Source organism: Haloferax sp. ATB1, assembly GCF_000730175.1.
Genome location: NZ_JPES01000004.1, coordinates 20,123 through 40,606 on the forward strand (window position 1 = coordinate 20,123; position 20,484 = coordinate 40,606).

Annotated in this window: 23 protein-coding genes; 10 read left to right on the top strand and 13 right to left on the bottom strand. The window is 59.9% G+C overall.

Annotation, left to right across the window (positions count from 1 at the left end; genetic code table 11):
- A complete protein-coding gene (locus ATB1_RS00585) occupies positions 1-588 on the bottom strand; it encodes an NAD(P)/FAD-dependent oxidoreductase (protein WP_042661849.1) in 588 nt (195 codons plus the stop codon).
- A 130-nt stretch (positions 589-718) separates the two neighbouring features.
- On the opposite strand from ATB1_RS00585, the gene ATB1_RS00590 reads away from it, so the two are divergent.
- Entirely contained in the window at positions 719-1,135 is a 417-nt protein-coding gene (locus ATB1_RS00590; RefSeq protein WP_042661792.1) for a CoA-binding protein, read from the top strand.
- Positions 1,136-1,270: 135 nt separating this feature from the next.
- Positions 1,271-1,429, top strand: a complete 159-nt coding sequence (locus ATB1_RS22205) for a hypothetical protein (protein WP_198526006.1) — start codon at positions 1,271-1,273, stop codon at positions 1,427-1,429.
- Between the two features lie 44 nt (positions 1,430-1,473).
- On the opposite strand, the gene ATB1_RS00595 is transcribed toward ATB1_RS22205, so the two are convergent.
- The 5 genes from ATB1_RS00595 to ATB1_RS00615 form a co-directional block, all read right to left on the bottom strand.
- On the bottom strand, positions 1,474-1,989 hold the full coding sequence (locus ATB1_RS00595) for a redoxin domain-containing protein (RefSeq protein ID WP_042661793.1): 516 nt from the start codon (positions 1,987-1,989) through the stop codon (positions 1,474-1,476).
- A 3-nt stretch (positions 1,990-1,992) separates the two neighbouring features.
- Complete coding sequence (locus tag ATB1_RS00600) at positions 1,993-2,268, bottom strand: glutathione S-transferase N-terminal domain-containing protein (RefSeq protein WP_042661794.1); 276 nt, start codon at positions 2,266-2,268, stop codon at positions 1,993-1,995.
- A gap of 55 nt (positions 2,269-2,323) precedes the next feature.
- Entirely contained in the window at positions 2,324-2,818 is a 495-nt protein-coding gene (locus ATB1_RS00605) for a peroxiredoxin (RefSeq protein WP_042661795.1), read from the bottom strand.
- A gap of 76 nt (positions 2,819-2,894) precedes the next feature.
- Positions 2,895-3,530 (bottom strand): DsbA family protein, encoded by a 636-nt coding sequence (locus tag ATB1_RS00610; RefSeq protein WP_042661796.1) that lies wholly within the window; start codon positions 3,528-3,530, stop codon positions 2,895-2,897.
- A 143-nt stretch (positions 3,531-3,673) separates the two neighbouring features.
- Entirely contained in the window at positions 3,674-4,696 is a 1,023-nt protein-coding gene (locus ATB1_RS00615; RefSeq protein ID WP_042661797.1) for a succinylglutamate desuccinylase/aspartoacylase family protein, read from the bottom strand.
- A gap of 273 nt (positions 4,697-4,969) precedes the next feature.
- Between ATB1_RS00615 and ATB1_RS00620 the strand changes: the two genes are divergently transcribed.
- The 4 genes from ATB1_RS00620 to ATB1_RS00635 all read left to right on the top strand — a co-directional run bounded on the left by ATB1_RS00620 (position 4,970) and on the right by ATB1_RS00635 (position 8,817).
- On the top strand, positions 4,970-6,199 hold the full coding sequence (locus ATB1_RS00620) for a RimK/LysX family protein (RefSeq protein WP_241767976.1): 1,230 nt from the start codon (positions 4,970-4,972) through the stop codon (positions 6,197-6,199).
- 177 nt (positions 6,200-6,376) lie between these two features.
- Entirely contained in the window at positions 6,377-6,589 is a 213-nt protein-coding gene (locus ATB1_RS00625; RefSeq protein ID WP_128081354.1) for a hypothetical protein, read from the top strand.
- A gap of 79 nt (positions 6,590-6,668) precedes the next feature.
- Positions 6,669-7,271 (top strand): helix-turn-helix domain-containing protein, encoded by a 603-nt coding sequence (locus ATB1_RS00630; RefSeq protein WP_042661799.1) that lies wholly within the window; start codon positions 6,669-6,671, stop codon positions 7,269-7,271.
- 682 nt (positions 7,272-7,953) lie between these two features.
- Positions 7,954-8,817, top strand: a complete 864-nt coding sequence (locus ATB1_RS00635; RefSeq protein WP_052367615.1) for a hypothetical protein — start codon at positions 7,954-7,956, stop codon at positions 8,815-8,817.
- 6 nt (positions 8,818-8,823) lie between these two features.
- On the opposite strand, the gene ATB1_RS00640 is transcribed toward ATB1_RS00635, so the two are convergent.
- Positions 8,824-9,438 (bottom strand): hypothetical protein, encoded by a 615-nt coding sequence (locus ATB1_RS00640; protein ID WP_042661800.1) that lies wholly within the window; start codon positions 9,436-9,438, stop codon positions 8,824-8,826.
- 422 nt (positions 9,439-9,860) lie between these two features.
- Entirely contained in the window at positions 9,861-11,270 is a 1,410-nt protein-coding gene (locus ATB1_RS00645; RefSeq protein WP_042661801.1) for an FAD-dependent oxidoreductase, read from the bottom strand.
- 132 nt (positions 11,271-11,402) lie between these two features.
- On the opposite strand from ATB1_RS00645, the gene ATB1_RS00650 reads away from it, so the two are divergent.
- The gene (locus ATB1_RS00650; RefSeq protein WP_042661852.1) at positions 11,403-12,764 is read left to right on the top strand and encodes an NAD(P)/FAD-dependent oxidoreductase; all 1,362 of its coding nucleotides are present in this window, start codon (positions 11,403-11,405) and stop codon (positions 12,762-12,764) included.
- A 68-nt stretch (positions 12,765-12,832) separates the two neighbouring features.
- Positions 12,833-13,717 carry a hypothetical protein gene (locus ATB1_RS00655; RefSeq protein WP_042661802.1) on the top strand — a complete coding sequence of 295 codons (885 nt, stop codon included), beginning with the start codon at positions 12,833-12,835 and terminating at the stop codon, positions 13,715-13,717.
- A 25-nt stretch (positions 13,718-13,742) separates the two neighbouring features.
- Here ATB1_RS00655 and ATB1_RS00660 read toward each other — a convergent pair whose 3' ends face one another.
- The 5 genes from ATB1_RS00660 to ATB1_RS00680 form a co-directional block, all read right to left on the bottom strand.
- A complete protein-coding gene (locus ATB1_RS00660) occupies positions 13,743-14,708 on the bottom strand; it encodes a patatin-like phospholipase family protein (RefSeq protein ID WP_042661803.1) in 966 nt (321 codons plus the stop codon).
- Positions 14,701-15,564, bottom strand: a complete 864-nt coding sequence (locus ATB1_RS00665) for an SDR family oxidoreductase (protein WP_042661804.1) — start codon at positions 15,562-15,564, stop codon at positions 14,701-14,703. Before ATB1_RS00665 ends, ATB1_RS00660 begins: the two co-directional genes overlap by 8 nt.
- A gap of 103 nt (positions 15,565-15,667) precedes the next feature.
- Complete coding sequence (locus tag ATB1_RS00670) at positions 15,668-16,657, bottom strand: sulfite exporter TauE/SafE family protein (protein ID WP_082256213.1); 990 nt, start codon at positions 16,655-16,657, stop codon at positions 15,668-15,670.
- A 122-nt stretch (positions 16,658-16,779) separates the two neighbouring features.
- Positions 16,780-17,337 (bottom strand): carboxymuconolactone decarboxylase family protein, encoded by a 558-nt coding sequence (locus ATB1_RS00675; protein WP_042661805.1) that lies wholly within the window; start codon positions 17,335-17,337, stop codon positions 16,780-16,782.
- Between the two features lie 77 nt (positions 17,338-17,414).
- Positions 17,415-17,840, bottom strand: a complete 426-nt coding sequence (locus tag ATB1_RS00680; RefSeq protein ID WP_042661806.1) for a hypothetical protein — start codon at positions 17,838-17,840, stop codon at positions 17,415-17,417.
- Between the two features lie 241 nt (positions 17,841-18,081).
- On the opposite strand from ATB1_RS00680, the gene ATB1_RS00685 reads away from it, so the two are divergent.
- Positions 18,082-19,356: a YncE family protein gene (locus ATB1_RS00685; RefSeq protein ID WP_042661807.1), complete on the top strand. Its 1,275-nt coding sequence runs from the start codon at positions 18,082-18,084 to the stop codon at positions 19,354-19,356.
- A gap of 68 nt (positions 19,357-19,424) precedes the next feature.
- Positions 19,425-20,450: an NAD(P)/FAD-dependent oxidoreductase gene (locus ATB1_RS00690; RefSeq protein ID WP_042661808.1), complete on the top strand. Its 1,026-nt coding sequence runs from the start codon at positions 19,425-19,427 to the stop codon at positions 20,448-20,450.
- Positions 20,451-20,484: the final 34 nt, after the last annotated feature.

The following is a 20,484-nucleotide window of genomic DNA, read 5'->3' on the forward strand; positions in this document are numbered from 1 at the left end:
CTACGAGGAGTCGACAAGAGAGCCGAAGAGTTCCTCGGCATCCCCCGGCACATCGAAGTCGTGGAAGTGTTCTCCTTTCTCTTTGGTGAGTATATTAAGTGCGGCAGCGGCGCCATCTCCAGCTGAAATGACGGCCTGCCACTCCTCAGCTCGAACCATCGCCCCCGTCGCGTAGGCGTTTTCGACGGACGTCTCCATCGTCACATCTACATCGACAATTCCCTCGTCGGTGTGTGCACAGTCGAGACCTTCAGCGATATCCCGATTCGCACCTGTCGCGAGCACGACGTACGAGGACTCATACTCGCCGTCGTCAGTCGTGACAGCAAAGCCGCCGTCAGTCGATTCAACGGCAGTGACCTCCGTTCCTTGGTGCCGGTCGACGCCGAAATCGTCGACCTGGTCGCGAAGGGTCTCGATATAATTCGTGCCGTCTATCGACCCAATTCCAGGGTAATTGAACAGATGGGCTTTGTGCATCCACGTCTTGTCGGTATCGAAGACAGTGGTTTCGAGGCCATTTTTTGCAGTGAATAGTGCGGCACTGAGGCCGGCAGGGCCGCCGCCGACAATTAGTACGTCTGCCATACCGATACTAACAATCACAGAGGGATAAGCGTGGAGGAAGATTCGGTAGCGGGTGTAACACTTCCCTGAGAGGATCAGTCCATTTCTGGACCGACGATGACCTTTTCGCCGGCGATGCCGTACGAGTCGTATGCCCGTTGAAACCGACGCAGATGTCCGAAGAATACTGGAATATAAGACAGTCGCTGTCGTCGGATGCTCGTCAACGCCGGGGAAGGACGCCCACGAGATCCCGAAATATCTCCAGGCACAGGGGTACAAGATCATTCCGGTCAATCCCACTACGGATGAGGTCATCGGACAACCTGCCTACGATTCACTCTCCGATGTCGCGGAAGACGTCGATATCGTGGATGTGTTTCGACCGAGTCCCGAGGTTGCTGGTATTGTCGACGAAGTGCTCGCCCGTGACGATGTCGAGGTCATCTGGCTGCAGCTCGGTATTCACGACGACGACGCGGTTTCCCGGGCAGAAGAAGCTGGGATACGTGTCGTCCAAGACCGGTGTATGAAACCAGAACACCAGCGACTGGTCGCCTCGACGTAAGACCACGGCGGGTATGCTGAGAGACGCAGTCCTACTCGAACCGTCCTGTTTCGGTCCTGCAGTCTACACATCAAGTAACGTAGGACATCTACCCCGACCCACCGGTTTATCCGACACCGACGAGTAGAGATTGGCATGCCTGCAACGCTCGAAATTGCGTGCGAAAACGAGGATTGTGAACTGGATATGGCCGAACTTCACTACACCTACGATATGCCCGACGACGTCACGGTTGAGGATTTTCAGTGCCCCTACTGCGGGCAGTCGGACACGCTTCGAGAAATCGAACTCTGAGCCAGGAATCCGTTCTCCGGTTCATTTATCGAGGTATGAACCGCTTAGCGGCCTGTGAGTTCGTCCTCAATTTCGTCGTACTCGGGGAACTCCGGCCATTCTTGGGCCACCCAGGTGTACTGAATCGTCCGTTCCTCGTCGATCAGGAAGACAGCGGGCCGTGGCTCGCTGATTCCTGCCATCCCGTCGAGATCGTTGACGATTCCGTACTCTTCGGCGACGCCGTTCTGTGGGTCGCTGAACAGTCGGTATGGCATCTCGCGTTCGTCGATGAAGGTCTTGTGCTCGTAGGGCGACGAGATCGAGAGGCCGACAATCGTGACGTCGAAATCATCGTCCCACGCACGGTCTCGTAACTCGTTCCAGATGTACGTCGCTGGAAAGTCCCCATCCATCGTGTAGAACACGAGGAGAACCGGCCCGTCCGCAGTGAGTTCCGACAGGGCAACATCCTCCCAGTACTCGTCGTTCACCAGTGGACGGACGAAATCCGGAGCTTGGGCTCCTGCGTCAGGGTGGTTCGACTCATCGAGGTCGACGACATCAAAATCGAGCTCCATCGGTTATGCCTCCGCTCCGTAGGTGTTGTCGAGATACTCGACGATGTTCGCGCTCTCGGACATCGTCACGCCGGTGTTTTCGTCGACGATCGCCGGCACTGTGCGCTTGCCGCTGATGCGCTTGACGACGTCACGTTCGGAGTGCATCGCTTCGACGAATCGCGAACGATAGTCGAGGTCGTACTCGTGGAGCTTGCGGACAACGCGCTCGCAGAACGGGCAGGCCTGGAGCCGATACAACGTAATCGATGGGTCGGTGGTGGGTGTAGATTCACTCATTGTAACTCAGTTTGAATTGGGGTGACGTGTGGGTAAACACTGTGCTGGCAGCAGTCTACGCGACCTGCCGAACCTCCGCCAGTAGCTCGTCGATCGACGGTCGGTCCGCTGGAGACGTTCCCCTGTGGACATATGATATGGATGGGTCGTTTTCCCGGACATCGACGACGAGGGCCTCGGGCATCCGTCCGATCATGTCGTGAAGATTCCCCAACACACCGAACCGAGACGGTTGATCGAGATCGTCACCCAATTGCTTCGCCGGATCCGCAAGGAGTGGAAACGGCAGGTCGTACGACTCCTGCCAGTTGCGGGCTTGTTCGACAGGTTCCGGGAGGACGGATACCACGAGAGCGTTTTCGGCTTCGAACTCGTCGTAGCGCGTTGCAACGTCCTGTACCTGTTGTCGGCATTTTCGGCAGTGGTAGTCTCGCTGGAGCAACAGAACAACCGTATTGATATCGGGATTCGAGATCGTATCCTCGAGCCGGAACGGTGACGCCCCCGCTCCGGCGTTTTCTAACTCGAAGGTTGTGACACTCACAGACATTGGTTCCGGTAGGAGGAGTTCAGCAGTAAACAAACGGGGGGCGTGCAAAAAGGGAACACACTCGAGAATGGCGAACTCACGTGCCCTCGACGAGTCGCTCTAACTGTTCCGGCGGCACTGCACCCCTGGCACCATATCCATCGTAGACGAACGTCGGCACGCCCGTCACACCGTTCTGTTGTGCTTCAGCAAATTGATCTCGGAGCCGGTCGCGGAGTTGCTCGTCCGCGACTGCAGTTCGAATCTCGCCACCGTCCAGTCCGCATTCGTCCGCAATAGCGGCTAAGACATCGACATCGCCGATGTCCTGTCCCTCGATCCACAGGGCCTCGAAGATCGCTTCGTCGAAGGCGAGCCACTGCTCGGGATACTTTTCGTTCACGTAGAACGAGGCGACCTGTGCCTCGAACGAATCCACGTTCTCCGGAAGATCGTCGAGATCGAGCATCTCGTCCGCATCGTACTCCTCTTTCAATCGGGCGACGTTCTGTCGTACCTGGTCGAAATACGCTTCGTCTTTGCCGTCGTCGACAGAGTGGTCGATCTCGCCGTCGGGGCCGCGTTTCTGACTCCGAAGATCGAACGGTTGCCAGTCAATCTCGAGATCGCGGTCGCGCGTTTCCTGACACTCCTCCAATGACTGACGACCAAGGTAACAAAAGGGACACACGTAATCCGTATACACCGTGATTTGACCGCTATTTTCAACCATTGCGTATCAGTATGGCCGGCCACCGGATAAGAATCCCAGTGAGCAGAAGGTTACCCTCGTAGGAGTTCGATGAAACCGGCTCCACCACGCGAAGCTCATTCTGTACTCACGGATCTGGACTCGATGAGATACACAGAGTCAAATCACTTGTGTGGAACTCCACGTTGATTCTCGATGATTCGTTCCTGCATTTCTTCGAGCTTGATGAAGTGACAGAGTGGGTTCCCTGGATAGACGACCGGGTTTTCCAGGATCCCCACGAGCAGTCCGGTGAATGGGGCCTCAACGGTCGTTTCATCGGATTTGAACGGATTCGTAATCCGACAGATCGTCTCGCCTTCATGGACTAACTCCCCTCTTTTGTAGTTCATCTCGACGATCCCGCCGGCATCGGCCCGGAGCCACGTCTTTTCACTCCACCCCTCAATAACCGTTCGCCATCCCGGCCACCGAACCGTTTCCTGTTGATAAATCCCATATTCAGCGAACACGCTCCGGACGCCTTGGAGGGCGTGGTCGATCAACTCCCGCTCGAAGCGATGTGCTTCCCCCATCTCGAGTGTAATCGTCGGGATGCCGTCGTCGGTCGCCTCCCGACGCAGCATCCCCGAAGAGCCTTCACCGGCCATGATGAGATTTGTTCCGAAAGCGCGAGCGAGGCGCGCAGCCCCCTCGTCGTCCATGTCGGCGCGGACGTGGAACATATTCGTCCGCCCACGCGTCGAGGTGTGAAAGTCCAGACCGAAATCACAGGGCTCGATGAAGTTATTGTAAATCTGGTAGGCGATCCGGTTCGAACTCGTACTGTTTTGTTTTCCGGGAAAGGCTCGATTCAAATCCCGTTCGTAGATCGGCAGATAGCGCTCCTGGGCAGTAAATCCCTGCACGTTCAAAACAGGTAGACAGACGATTGTCCCACAGACGTCCGTGTGGTCCCATTCCTGCGCGACTTCCCGCACGACTTCGATGCCGTTGAGTTCGTCGCCGTGAATCGCCGCCGATAAAAATACCGTGGGGCCCGGCCGTGGTCCGTTGATGATCGTGACGGGAATGCGGACTGGATCACCTAGGTACGTTTCGCTCACTGGATATCGGAATTCCTCGGTTTCGCCCGGATCGACACGCCCGCCGTCGAAGGTGAACGGTTCAGTTTCTTGATCGGCCATCAGTCCCCGGATGATGAACCGTATCAGGTTAAATCGAGAGAGAGGTTGTAACTGTGTTACACGGTCGCAGAACCACGAATAGGGGATACCCTCAATGATGAGTGAGCAAAGCCTATGACTGCCTCTTCCAACTCTGTCCAGCCCGAGGAGGTGACTGATTCGGGACGGTCTGTGAGTGGCGACTGTGCCACGGCCGTGGACGGAACGTGTCGAATCGGTGTCCTGAGTGCCCACAACAGCAAGGAAACCAAAGCGATCCTGAACGCTGTTCGGATGCTGGGTCACGAGCCGGTGTGGATTCGTGACGAGAACATCGCCTCCTGGATCGAAGATGGACGCGTCCAGCTATCACCGAATGTCGACGTCCTCGTCAACCGTCTCCTCCTCACCAAGAGCGACCATCAGCTCGAGGATCTCCAGCTCGCCGCGCTCTATGGGGAGACAACACCTGTAGTGAATGCGCCCGAGGCCGTCGCGAATACACTTCACAAGTATCGGGCAGGGGCGAAACTAGCGACAGCCGGACTTCCAGTTCCAGACGCCTACTTCGGTCGGTCTCCGCGAACGTTCGAGGACTGGCCAGACTATCTCTCCGAGGAGGCAGCGCACAAGCATACGATCGGGACGAACGGCCAGCAGATGTCTATCGTCTCGCCGGACGACCCTGTCAGCCCGATGATTAACGACGAGCGCTCGTTCGTACAGGAGTTTCTCGATCACCCGAACGAGCGACCATCCGACATTCGCGTGTACGTCGTCGGCGACGAAGTCGTCGGTGCGATGCGCCGCTACGCGCCCGAAGGAGACTGGCGGACGAACGTTGCCCTCGGTGGTGATGTCGAAGGAATCACAGACGAACTCGAGGAGCGCCCACGTCAGCTCGCACGGGAAGCGACTCGCGTACTCGGGTTAGACCTCGCAGGCGTCGATCTGATGCCGATCGACGGCGAGTGGTTCATCCTAGAAGTCAACGCCACGGCGGGGTTCAAGGGACTGTTTTCCGCGACAGGCGTGTCGGCAGCACCGTATATTGCTCAGCTGGCGATCAGCCGGGCTGGCGGCAGCGTCGACGAGTCACGAGTCACGGAACTCGAATCGACCCTGGATGACTCCGTCCCTGATTGTAAACCGCCGCTCGTCGAAGGAGGAGACGATGAAGGCGTCCTCGGGTATACATCGCGCATTCGGATCAACGGTCGAAGTGGGGCCGAGGAGACGATCGCGAAGTCCGATACGGGGGCGAAGCGGACGAGTATCGATACCGATCTCGCCGGTCGAATCGGGGCTGGACCACTCGTTGGCACCACGGACGTCCGGTCCGGAACGGGAAGCGACACGGAAACCCGGCCACTTGTGGATGTTGACCTCTGTCCGAATGGTCGGTGGCGAACGGTGACAGCTAGTATCACCGATCGGACGGAGATGACCTACCCGGTTCTCCTCGGTCGCGACGTTCTTCAAGCGTACACACTCGACATCAGCCAGACAGTTGAGGAGGAGTGAGATGTCGAGCAACCGATCAGCCGGTGCATACCGAAGCCATCAACCACCTCCGGAACGAGGGAATACGTACGACTCTTTGAGACCAGTCCAACTGTCAGTTTCGAACGGGTCCAAAGACACAGACAGCCCTCGATTATGGCCGTGAAAAGACGAGTCGTTTTGGAACAGCTCGCTTCGTTGAGCGATGCCGACGGAGGAGAGACAACAACGAAAACTACCCTCGCAGCGACACTCGATACCGACGAACACACGCTGGACGCCCATTTGGCTGGTCTCGCCGCGTGTGACTTGGTTCGAACATACCCGGATGGGCGCGTACGAGTCACGATCACTGGTGAAGAGTTGCTGGAACTCGATACCGAGGAGCTGGTGATCGTCGACCCTGAATAGTGGCAGTGTCACAGTCGAGGGGGCAGTATTTATCGGCTCGGCGGATAACAGTCGATATAAATGGAGGATTCGACGATTGATGTCTGATCGAAGTACAGCGCAGTCCGACGACGAGGCTGACGAAGTTCAGTACGACCCGAATTCCGGTCGATACGATATCTACGAATGCGCCGTCTCCGATTGCGACAACGTCGTTCTCGTGGTCGGAAGCGACGATCCACCGATGTCCTGCCACGACAAACCAATGGAGCGGGTTACAGAGTTGGATATGAGCGTGAAACCCCCGGACGTGAGACAGGTTCTCCTCCAGGCGTTCGGCCTTCCGAAGGCCGGACTGGATATCTGTCTGTGCGTCATCGGAGAGGGGCCACTTTCGGCGAACGAAGTTGCCGAACAGCTCGGGTACGACCGGAGTACGGTCACGCGGTATCTCAACAAACTCGTCGAACTGGGATTGCTCAGGCGGTCTGAGCTTAATCGAGAAGGTGGCGGCGTCGTCAAGGTGTATCACTCCGTCGACCTCGAACGGATGCGTCGGGAGACGCTCATTGGGTTCTACGTCTGGGCTGGGGAGGCAGCCTCCCTCATTGAAGACGCGAACCTGACAAAACAGGACTATCTTGAGGAGAACCCCGATCAGGAGCTACCGGAGGTCTTCTGGGAGTCATTCCCAGATAGGTAATTGTTCGGATTGAACACCCCGCAACGTTTACACCAACCACAGAGAGCGGTGATGAATTCGTTACAGTTTCCACAGGAATCACATAATGGCTCATATGACCTTTGATCCGATAGCCACGTCGAGTGCCGGCTCCAAGACACGGCTCAAGCGTCGACACGCTTGATGAGCGGTCACGCCGCAGTTCTCGGTCTCTTGAACCTCAGCGCGGAGTGGGTGCATTTATTCTAGTATTGAATACTTACCACCAATGACTCGGCGTCGAACGGTGCTGGAGGCCAGTACTGCGGCCCTGCTGTGGCTCGCAGGCTGTGGAGGCCGTGGATCCGATTCGACGCCCACGTCTGAGTCGAGATCGGCGTCAGCTACCGACATCCCTTCTGGTCCGTACTGGTACACCCATCCCCAGCCGACTGGCAATCGGTTTATTTCTGGGGCTGCGGATCTACGGAACACCGAGCCCGTACGGCTCGCTGTCGACGGTCGGCCAGTGTGGTTGGTTGCCCATCCAGCCCCGGAAGGGAGTTACTGGACTGTCGTCACGGCGGAGGGTACCGCTACCCGATTACAGGTTTACGACGGGTCGATATCCAATGAGACGCGCCTGCATCAACAGGTTCCTGAACGCCAGCCGGTAGTTACAGACGGCGACACCGAGCCGGAGCTTCTCGACCATCCGTCGATCATGAGTCAGTACGCCGGCCAGATGGTCGCGCCTGGGGAGGGGATGTCTCGCCGGCTGTTCGTGGCAGCGAACGGTGATTTCGTCGTCGACGGCGACGACCGCTCTCGTCTTGCCATCGACGCACCGACCGATGTCCGACCAGCAGCAATCGGAGACGGGACATACGTCGTCTACGGTGACGTGACGGACCGCTACGGGCACGGCGCGCTCGGCGACACACTGGAACCGTCATCCCTCGTTGTAGTTGACCCGACGGCTGCGGAGGTGGTCGCTCGAACGGTACTCGATGCTCCCCTTGTCTTCGAGGGGTTGCAACCACTCGTCGCAGATCTCGACGGCGATGGTGAACCGGAGATCGTCACCACGATTGCCGACTCCGAGAACGGGGCGCGCATTGCTGTCTACTCACCGGCCGGCGAGCAAATCGCAACGGGACCCGTGTACGGCCCAGGCTGGCGTCACCAGCTCGCAGTCGCACCGTTCGGTCCCGATGGTACCTCGGAACTCGCTGCCGTTCTGAAACCGCACGTCACCCACACGCTGGAGTATTACCGGCTCGAAGACGGTGATCTAAGTGTTCGGGCTACCGTCGATGGGGTTTCGTCCCACACGTACGGGTCCCGCAATCTAGACGGGGCCGTCGCAGCCGATCTCGATACTGACGGTACTGTGGAACTCCTCGTCCCGACGACCGACCGTCGCCGACTGGTTGCCCTTTCTCGCACAGCTAGCGACGCGCGGATCCAGTGGGAGTGGGAGTTAGGTGCCCCGCTGACGAGTAATCTCACTGGCGTGGGGCTCGATGACGGTGGTGTCGCAGTGGGCGCCGCCACTGCCGAGGACGTATTCGTCTGGTCTGCCTAATCAACGTTATTCGGGACAATCACTAGCGTCGAACGATTGCCTCTCAGGTCCTTGGTCTCTCAGCCGCGTTTCTCCCGAATCGAGATTGACCACTATCGCCAGTCCCCCGTACTCGTGTGTCTGATCGTGTCCACGGACAACGGCACAGGTCACGTCCTCGGGAATGTCGATCGTCTCGGACCGCGTAAATGGCTGTTGAGAGTGTGCATGCAGCAGTTCGCGCCGACCGAGACGTGTCCCGTCTAGTCGTTCGACCTGCCACCAGTTTGCGTAGCCTTCCTCACCGTCGTCATCGTGATGCAGAGTCACGTCGAACGTGTACGTGCCGTTCTGCTCTTCAAAAGAGACGTCGACGACGTTAGCCTCTCGTAAATCAAGGTCGTCAGTTCCGGCGCTATCGGTGGTTTCTGCATCAGAAGTACTCTCGGTTCCTAAGTCGTCGCTCGTAGACGTCTTCGAGGTATCGCGCGCCCCCGTCGTTGCCTCGTCGGTCGTGTCTTGATCAGCCTGCCCGGGACGTGACTCTTGCCCGCTGTCTGCGCAGCCAGCCAGTGCGGCGAGGGTAATCACGCTCCCCCGACTCAGAAGACGACGTCGAGAGAGAGAACGCGTTGTATTCATGAATCAAGCATTCGTCGGGAGGGCAAATAACGCCACTCGTTACCCGCTTACAACATCCGGGTCATACCCCTTCATCATACACAAATTGCGAGAAGCCGATCAGCGATCGTTCTGAACGTATGCGACTGGGTCGTCGGCTGTGGCCGTATTCTCGAATGGAGCAGCCTCCATCATCGGCCGAAGCTGCTCCTATGACCCGCTCCGCACGCAACTCTCGCCAAAGCCCCCTACGTACGGTCCAAGGAACATTCCGGCGATGGCGATCTGGATTGGATGGTTCCTGATTCCGACGCTCGCGTATGCATCTCCCGGGCAGTTTCCCGACACGATGGAACCTCCTCAAATCAGCAGATTTCGTGAACGACCGGTGAACCAATCACGGTCCTACTACGAGCGACGCTATTAGAAAAAAAGGAGAACACTCACCGTCTACTGTCGACGACCTTCGCCGCCGTCAGAATAGGATCCCAGGTCGTATTGAACGGTGGTGCGTATGCGAGGTCGTAGTTGGACAATTCGTCGACGGTTATCCCCTCGGTTACGGCACTGACCAGCGCGTGACTCCGGTGGACCGCTCCCTCGCCATACTCGGAAACAAGGCTGCCACCGAGGACTCGACCGGACGGTCCGTCGACAGTAAGCGTCACGCGGACGGTTCCGCCCTCCGGGTAGTAACCTGCCCGTGACTTGGCCTCGATCGTTTCCGTGACGGGGTCGAAGCCCGCATCCCGTGCCGTCTCGTGATCGAGGATACCCGTTCTGGCGGCCTCTACCTCGAACGCCTTGACCGCCGCCGTCCCGGCGACTCCGCCCCCCTCCGTCGGCGTACCGGCGATGGTTTGGCCGATGGCTCGGCCGTGTCTGTTGGCCGTCAGCGCGAGCGGGACGTACACCTGTTCACTGGTGACGACGTGTTCGGCCTCCGCACAGTCACCCGCTGCATACACATCGGGCAGATTCGTCTCCCGATAGGCGTCGGTTGCAATCGCGCCCGTCTCGCCGAGTTCGATCCCCGCATCCTTTGCGAGATCGGTCCGAGGGCGGACGCCCGTCCCCACGAGGACCATCTCGACCGGGACGCGGTCGTCTCCGGTGACGACCGCTTGTACTGCATCGTCACCAGCGAGTTCGCGTACTTCCGCGTTCAGGTAGATGGCGACGTTCTGCTCGTTGAGGTGGTCGAAAACGGCCTCGCTGGTGGCCGCGCTGAACTGCTTGAGAATCCGGTCGCCGCGCTGGAAGAGATGGACCTCGAATCCATTCTCGGCGAGCGCCTCGGCCATCTCGACACCGATGTATCCCCCACCGACGATCCCCACGGGTCCGTTGCACGTCTCCAAAAACTGGCAGGCCGGGCCGCGGTCCGGTTGTTGGAGCTCACCCTCTGAGCGGGCCCGCCCAACGTACTCGCGGAGGTCCTTGCCGTCGGACATCGATCCAAGGGTGTAGACACCAGTCCGATCGAGGCCGTCAATCGGTGGGGCAACCGCTTCCGAACCCGTCGCCACGAGCAGGTGGTCGTACTCTTGGACAACCTCGCCGGCGTCACTCCGAGCCGTGACGGTCCGGTTCGAGGGATCGATGTCGACGACCTCGTGCCCGATCCGGAGGTCGATGTCCCGGTCTTCGCGAAATTCCTCCGGGGAGACCGATACGAGATCCTCTAATGACTGTATTTCTCCTTTGATATAGTACGGGAGTCCGCAGGCACCGTACGACACCCATTCGCCCTGCTCGAAGACGATTACGTCCACATTGGGGTCATCACGCTTCGCTTTACTGGCTGCTGACATCCCGGCGGCGTCACCACCAACGACAACGAAAGTAGACATAGAAACTGCAACGGACGACCGGATAATAAACGCGTCTCGCGTGTGTGGCGCGATTCCAGTGTCGGAAGCGTCCGTGCAATCGAATCGAACCGCCGGGAGACCTTCTTTGTCGTCAGTGTCATCGAGAGAGATATGGCTGACTTCGATGTCCTCGTGATCGGCGGTGGAACGGGTAACAACGTGGCTGCAGCGGCAGCCGACGCCGGGCTGGAGACGGCACTCGTCGAACCGGGTCCGCTCGGCGGGACGTGTCTCAATCGGGGATGCAACCCCTCGAAGATGCTCATTCAGGCCGCCAACGCGGTGAACCATGTCCGCGACGCCGGGAAGTTCCACGTCGACGCCACCCTCGACGCTGTCGACCACACCGCCGTCGTGGATGAGATGGACGAGCTGCTCGGCGGCATCGCCGAGGACATGGAAGCGCGCTACCGCGAGAAAGAGAACCTCACGCTGTTCAAGGAGCGTACGGAGTTCGTCGACGAGAGGACAGTCAAACTCGACGGTGAGGCCGTCACAGCCGAGAAAGTAGTCGTCGCCGCCGGAAGCCGACCGATCGTGCCGCCGATCGACGGTCTCGATGACGTGGAGTACCTCACGAGCCAAGATGCCCTCTACCTCCGAGAGACGCCGGAAAGCCTCGTGATCCTCGGGGGCGGGTACATCGCCGTCGAGTTGGGGTACTTCTTCGACGCGATGGGGACGGACGTGACGATCGTCGAGATGATGGACTCGCTAATCCCTCGTGAAGACGGCGACATCGCCGAGGCGTTCACCGACATCGCGGCCGACCGCCACGAGGTGTACACTGGCCACCGAGTGACGGCCGTCGAGGAGGCGGGTAGGGGGTACGCCGTCCACGCCGAAACCGAGGCCGGCGACGAGACGACCGTCGAGGGGAGCGAGGTGCTGGTTGCCCTGGGGCGCCGGCCCAACAGCGATACGCTCAACCTCGAGACGGCGAATATCGATGTCGACGACCGGGGGTTCATCGAGACCGACGAATACCTGCAGACCACCGCCGAAAATGTCTGGGCGCAGGGCGACATCGCCGGCAATGCCCTGTTCAAACACTCCGGAGACTACGAAACCCGGCACACGGTCGCGAACGTTGTCCACGGGGAGTCGCGAGCCATCGACCTCTCGGCGATGCCGCACACGATCTTCACAGAGCCACAGATCGCCGGGGTCGGGGCGACCGAAGAGGATCTCGACGACGAGGGCACCGAGTACGTCGTCGGACGTGCTGATTACGCGGATTCGGCGATGGGCCGGGCGAAGAAGCTCGATCACGGGTTCGTGAAGGTGCTCGCCGCACCGGACGGCGAAATTCTGGGCGCTCACGCCATCGGCTACGAGGCCTCAACGCTACTCCACGAGGCGGTCCTCGCGATGCGGACTGGAGCGACCGTCGACGATGTCGCCGGGGCGATCCACGCCCACCCGACGCTGAGCAAGGTTGTCGAGTCGGCGTTTCAAGATGTCCCTCTCTGAACAGCTCCATCGGACGGCGCATCTCGGCACCCACTTGTAGATGGTATACCGCCTCAGTCGATGACAGGATGACGTTGAAAACGTTTCAGGCGCGGTTAGCTTCGTTATTCGAACTCGGAACGAATCTTCGAGCCGCAGCCATCGATCTGTTTTCACAGGAGTTCTCCTATTCGACGGGGTACTTCGCTACGATACTGAACGGCTGTCTATTCGCGCCGTCGTTGCTTACCTTCTGGTTCGTCAATGGTCTCATCGACTTCTCCACCGCCATCACTATCGGTGCGGTCGCCACACCCGCCAGCCTACAGATACGATTGCTCGCATACGTCCTGCTGATTCCGACGTTCTTCCTCCTCAGGGTCGGCATCCATCTGCTCCACCCAGCACACCGGCGACAGATTCTGGGGGGATCGTGTCCAAACGCACGACTGTTGAGCCTCGACTGGTTCAGTATGGGAATTCTCGCGACGGGGCTCCCGCTCGCGTTACAGGACATCGGCCCATGGGTGGGGATGAATATCGCGTTCCTGCTGGGTCTTTTTGTCCTGCCACGCGCTCTCTCTGCCCAGCGAGGGAGACTCGTCAAGCTCATCGCGATTGGCCTCGGCGTCGCGCTGTTCCTCTATGCGAAGTACGGGCAGGCGATGACCGTGCTACCGCCACCACAGATGGTCCTAGGCCCAATCGCAACGTTCGCACTCGGAGACAGGGCTACAGAGTGGCTCCTTCGGCTGGTCAATAGCTTCCTCTTCGGCCCCTTGGTCGTGGGCACCTTCGGGGTGTTCATGAACCATGTCCTGACGCGTCCGGAGCTCACCGAGATTCCACTTCTCCGTCACACGCTCCCCCGACGCGATCCTGATGCCGTCGTCGCGACGAGCGCAGCCCTGGGAACTATATTTTATTTATTAGTCGTCTTGGCGGCAACCGGACACGCCGTTCTGGTACCGTAACAGCCAGCGAAAACTCAAGGACGGATTACAGCTCGGCTGCAAACTCCGTCGCACGTTGCTCACCCAGTTCCATCAGCTCCTGAAGGAACGATGGGTTCCGATCGACCTTCGTCGAGCAGTGGTACGCCCGTCCCATCGCAATCCGTCGGATTCTGGTCTTGGAGAAGTCACTCTCTGGGAGGTGACCGGCATCGATCCAGTCGTTGACACGCTCGATCACTCGCAGTTCCTGGTTCAGCGAGATGTTGCCCGCGAGTTCGTTGCGGCGGTCGGCGATCTCCTCGAGGGAGGTGGGCTCGCCTTCGCGTTCCTGCGGGTTGATCTGGATCACCCACAGCTCGTCTGGCTTGCGGGCGGCATCGCCCGTCATCAGATCGTCGATCGGAGGATTCTGGCTGAACAACCCGTCCCAGTGGTAGTGCCCGTGGATCTCGACAGCTTCGAACAGCGTCGGAACTGCCGCAGAGGCAAGGACGGCGTCGGGCGTGACCGCTTCGTTGGTGAACGTCTCGAAGACACCGGCGTTGATATTGACCGTGCCGACGACGAGTTCCGGCACCTCGCGCTTACAGAGATCGGGAACCTCCTCGAAGTCGATGTGTCGTTCGAGGACCTGCCTGATCCGTTCTTTCCCAAGTCGTGATCCAGGAGCAAAGTATGGACTGACCTGAGGCACCGGAAGCCCGCTCGCCTCGATCCGTGAGAGCCCGACGACCCACTGGTTAGTCATCCGATCGGTGAGGTCATCGGCCGCGAGATCCTCCCAGAGCGCGTCGAGCAGTTCGACCGCGCGCTCTTCGCCCTCGGTGACGAGTCCGTACCACGTCGCGAGGGCGTTGAACGCACCCCCCGACGTGCCGCTGATGCCGACGAGTTCGTACCCATCGTCCCACTCTCGAAGGAGCTCTTTCAGTACGCCGGCAGTGAAGGCCGTGTGGCTGCCACCGCCCTGGCAGGCGATGGCGACCTTGGTTGGTGCGTCCTCACTCATAGGTCGTGGTGTAGCCGCCGTCCCAGAGCAGGTCACCACCGTTGAGGTGTTTGCCGTGGCGCGAGAAGCCGAATACGAAGAGGTTGGCGACCTCGACGGGAGTCATCATCTCTTTCGTGCGGGCCTGTCCGAGCATCACGTCCTCGACGACCTCTTGCTCGGAGATGCCACGCTCCTCGGCGGTGTCCTCAATCTGGTTCACCATCAGCGGGGTGAGGACGTACCCGACGCTGACCGAGAACCCTCGAAGCATCCCCTCACCCTCGGCGGCGATCGACTTCGTGAGTCCGTTGAGACCGTGCTTGGCGGTGATGTACGCGGGCTTGTCCTGGGTCGCGTAGTGGCCGTGCACGGAGGACATGTTCGCAATCGCACCGACCCCGTCGTCGGTCTCCCGAATGTGAGGCATCGCGAACTTGGCGGTCAGGAACGGGGCCCGAAGCATGATATCGAGAAGCAGGTCGTACTTCTCCATCGGGAACTCGGGAATCGACGCGATGTGTTGCATCCCGGCGATGTTCGCAACATAGCGCAGCTCCCCGTGGTCGGCGGCTGTGTCGATCATCGTCTCGACGTCTCCGTCGTCGGTGAGGTCGGTCGGAACGGGGTGGATCGTGCCCGACGCGTCAACGTCGTCGGCAAGATCGACCGTCTCGTCGAGTCCGTCCTCGTCGATATCGGCCCCGACGACGGAGAGCCCGTTTGCTGCGAGTGCGACCGACGTAGCCTGACCGATCCCGGAGGCGGCACCCGTGACGACAGCGACGGTCTCCGGACCGAAGTGGGGGTCATCGAGCACGAGAAGGTCGCTAGCAGTCACCTCCGGTTCTGAGAGGTCGAACGTGTTGGTAGACATGCTCACACAGTAGTACGTCGACAGCGCGTAAAGAGGTGTGTCGAGCGTGTAACGCAAGAGCAACGCGGGTCAGCGTTCCTTCGGGACGACCGGTCGTTCACCTCTACGCGAGCAATTCGCTCGCGAGCACGATCACGCCGACGATGGCGAAGACGACGCCGAGCGCCGGCTCCATGATTTCGCTGGGAACGTATTTCCCGACTCGGGTGCCGATCGTCCCGCCGATGAGGACACCGGGGATCGACCATGCGACGACGTACCAGACGGGCGTCGCAGCGAGCGCGTGGACGGCGGCCCCGGCGATCGCAGCCACTGCGAGGACGAACACGCTCGTCGCGATTGTCACCCGTGGGGGGAGGCGACACCGGACAATTAGCTGGGTAGTCGTGATCTCTGGGAGGCCGGCGCTGATTAGCCCCGTAATGAACCCGCCGGCAGTCGCCAGGCCGAGGCCGGGCGGACGCCAACAGGTATCGTAGGTGTACGTCTCACCATCCTTCGTCTCGATGGTCGTCTTTCCACGTCCGGTGTTCTTCTTTTTCAGGAACTCGCCCTCACACTCGCCCGGGACGCACTCCTCGGGCGGGTCGTAGTATACGAGGAACGCGCCTAGGAGGAGGAGACCGGCACCGAACGCGATCGTGAGGAGCGCCGTCGGCACAACGTGGGCGGCGAGCGCACCGACCACGACGGCCGGGACCGCCCCGATCAGGAGCCACTTTGCCGTGGCGTAATCGACGACCCCTTGTCGGACGTAGTTCAGCAATCCGTTGCCCATTCCAAATACCTCTGTCATGAGTCCCGCTCCGATCGCCTGCGAGGGGGACAGCCCGACGAGTAACATGAAGAACGGACTGAAGAACAGCGCCCCGGAGACACCCGAGGCGAGCGCGACCATCGAGAATACGATGGAGGCTGGGAATACCCACCAGTGGGCGAGGAACTGGTCGACTGGAAAGCCAGCCGGGACTGGAAGCGATTGTAATGCGACCGTCCCAAGCTCGATGCCAGTCCCCACTCCGAACAGCGGCAGGGTGAACACTCCCGACAGTCCGACAACACCACCGAATGCGAGAACGGGAGACCGTTTCATGCTCGGAGCCTCCAGTGGGAGTGTCGTTTCTTCGGACACATGAGCGGCTCAGGTTGCTGGCAATCCTGAGCCCAGAGAGGCAGTCCACCGTTAGAGTTACTGGTATCACCCATCCCCGCCATCTATTCGAAGAGTGCCGACACGGTTTCCTCGTCAGGGGTCCAGCCGACGAACTCGCCGCCTTCGAACGGGAGATCGACGGAGGCGATGTAGTTACACAGCCCCACGTAGAAATCCACGAGCAGACCGAGGGCAACGATCTCGCCAGACGAGTAGTGACGGTTCAGGGCATCGTGAATCTGGTCGGTGACGGTTCCCGACTCGACTGCACGGGCGTACTGGAGCAGGACGAACTCGGCGTCGTCGAACACGGAGAGGTCGTTCCCCCCGATGGCTTGCATCTCCTCGATCGTGACCCCCTTGTCGCGGGCGATATCGACGTGCTGGTGCCATTCGTAGCGAGCCCCACGGGCGCGGGCCACGGTCAGAATGACCAGCTCCTTGCGTCGCTGGCCGAGTTGGTCGTACAGGACGTTCAGGTACTCCAGCGTCGCCTCAAGGACTTCCGGGTTGTGCGCCCACGCCCGGAAGATGTGGCGATCGCCGAGGTACTCGTCGGTGAACAGGTGGTGATACTCCTCTGGGATGTCGTCTAATTCGAGTAGCGGGAGTCGGGACATGTGTGTCTGTGTAGTATGATGGCTGTAATCCTGGGCCTTGGGGGGACGTTCGCTTCGTGTCGTGACTCGGTGTCCTCTTAGGCGAGGATGCCAGCGCCGAGGAAGGCGCCGAGAACGACGCCGTAGATGACGTGGACGGTGCCGAACATCATCATCATACCCTTATCGGGTTCCATCCCGATGACCATCCGCATCCAGAACATCATCCCCCCGATCATGAGGACGATGCCATAGACGAGCCCGAGACCGATGGCGACGCCGATAGAACCGAGACTAAGCCCGATCAGCGGAACGCCGACGGCAAAGACGGCGCCGGCAACGATACCGTAGATGAAGTGTAACGCCATCCCGGGCATCGCGTAGTCCTCGGGATCGCCACCAGCGAACTTCGCGACGAGGCGCGCCGTCGGCGGCGGTCCGCCATCTCCCATCACCATCATCGCGATGGTCATAACGATCGTTGCAACCACGCCGCCAGCGAGTCCGGCAATAACTGATGCCATGAGTTCAGTTCTATCAGACGCAAGGTATCTACAAAACCACGATGCGGGCGTTGAAGAGAGACGCACACTCGCGAAAGTGTCTGAAAACGTCGACACGGAGAGGTCGATAGCTCCCGATGCAGAGACAAAACGAAACAGAAAGAATTGGGTATCGAAAATCAATCGACCTGTGCTCGCGTGGCTGGGCAGTACCGGTATCTCGGTCAGGGTTGACTATTACATGCGGAGTCAATAACTGAATATGACCGAAGAGGAGACAGACCCCGTGCTCTATCCAAATCGAAGAGATTCGCCCACCTCAGCGGAGGGCGTGTCGCGTCGACACTTGCTCGCCGGGAGCGCAACTGCTGGAGCCGTCGCGACAGCGGGATGCATCGGCGGAGACGGTGGTGGCGACACCGCCAAACAGCCGACAGTGTTCGTGTTCAACACTGGCGACGGCACAGTGAGTCTGATCGACCCTGAGCGTGACGAACTCGTCGACACGCGTGCAATCAGCCTCTCGTCGTCGTTTCCCTCGAACCAATACACGCCGGGCCTGACTGACGAGGCAGACGACTCGCTATGGCTCAACGTCGGACGCGGAGTTCGGGGCCTTGCGGTCGGGTCACTCTCGGAGACGGCAGCCGTCGAGACTGAGTCCGGCGCGAACTGGCTCGAACAGACGCCCGACGGGAGCCACGTCATCGTCAGCGCCAGAGAACCCAGTCATACCCAGTTCCGACTCGACGCCGATCCGACGGCAGAGACGTTCGGCGAGGTGACTGCCGAAATCGACCGGACTCCGGAAGGTGGACGCGGTGACAGGGACGGTCCTGGCCCGTGTGACATCACCATCCATCCGGATGGGAACTACGCGTACGTCCCGGATCTCTTCGGAGACACGCTAACCGTCCTGTCGATCGACCCGTTCGAGATCGTCACACAAATCGACGTAGAACCAGTTGGAGATGGTCCTGCTCGTCCGTGGATGGGAACTGTCGCACCGGATGGACGAACCTTGCTCGTCGAACACAACGAGGCCAATGGGGGTAGTGAGAGTATCTGGACGCTGGACGATCCAGCCGCACCGAGCGAGATAAGGAGACTGACGGTCGAAGACGGATTCGGACGACGTCCGTTGACCAGCGAGATCGGCCCGGACTCCGAGATAGGATACGTGTTCACGCCGGGCTCGAACGACGTGACCGTCGTCGACCTCACCGACGGGACTGTGACCACGCGACTCGACCTTGGTGGATCAGCATTCGTCGGGACGTGGGACCCCTCACGGACGAAGCTCTACGTACCCGTCCAGACCGCCGACGAGGTGGCGGTGATCGATCACGAGCGCAGGGAAGTAATCGAGCGAATCAGCGTCGGGCCGAGTCCGTACGGAGCGACTTCGGCTCAGGTCCGGCCACAGAGCGATCCGTCGGCTTCAATGGCTCTCGTACTGGCTCGACTCGGCATTTCCGCCGAGCAACCTGAGACGACCTACTGTATCGGAAACTGCGCGTGCGGCCATCGATTGTGAGGGGCCTACGCTTTCCGAGTGAGCTGGGGGACGCGGAACTTTTGCTATTCGATTGAGACACCGTACATATGGCGTCAGATTCCACAGAGCAGCACGAGTACGAAGTCGTCGTGGTCGGCGGCGGTCCCGCCGGAATGACGGCAGCCCTGTACAGCACGCGACTTGGACACGATACGGCCGTCGTCAACCGTGGTGGTGGACGGGCGGCGATGATGCAGGAGGTCCACAATTTACTCGGCGTGAAAGAAGAGACGAGTGGAGCGGAATTTCTCGGAATCGGTCAAGAACAACTCGAGGGGTACGGGTGCGACATCCACCGAGACATGGTCACGACCTGTTCGCGGCCCGATTCGGACGGCATCCGACTATCCGGTAACAGCGCAGAGTACGAAGCCGACCGTGTCGTTCTCGCGACCGGGTTCAACGACGTTCGGCCGGAGCCGCCATTGCCGCGGACCGGCCGAGGGCTCCACTATTGTCTGCACTGCGACGCCCACATGTTCGTCGACAAGTCGGTGTACGTGATGGGGCACGCCGAGAGCGCCGCTCACGTCGCGGCTATCATGCTGAACTTCACCGACGAGGTCGACTTGCTCACCCGAGGTAACGACCCCGAGTGGAGCGAGGAAACCGCCGAGATGCTCAAAAACCACCCGATCGACGTCGTACACGACGACGTCTCGGGCGTCCAGAACGGCGAAGACGGCTGGCTGAAAGCCCTCGAGTTCGAGGACGGGAGCGTTCGTGAGTACAAGGGCGGATTCGCCATGTACGGCGCCGAGTACAACAACGGGCTCGCCAGGGAGCTCGGGTGTATGATCAACGACGACGGCACGATCGAGATGGACGACCACGGACGGACATCGGTCGACGACGTCTACGCCGTCGGCGACTGTACGCCGGGGCACAATCAGATCCCGGTCGCGCTCGGTCAGGGTGCGAAAGCCGGGATCGACGTACACTTCCAGCTCCGAGATTTTCCCCGAGATCCCGACCTTCTCAAGGAGCAAGGCCCAGTACGCTCCGAAGAGGTTCCCGGGATTCCGGACGAACTGCTCGAACAGGCCGTCGACTTCCACACGTACGGAAAGTGAACTGCGTCCGTCGAACGCTGCCACCGTTGGTATC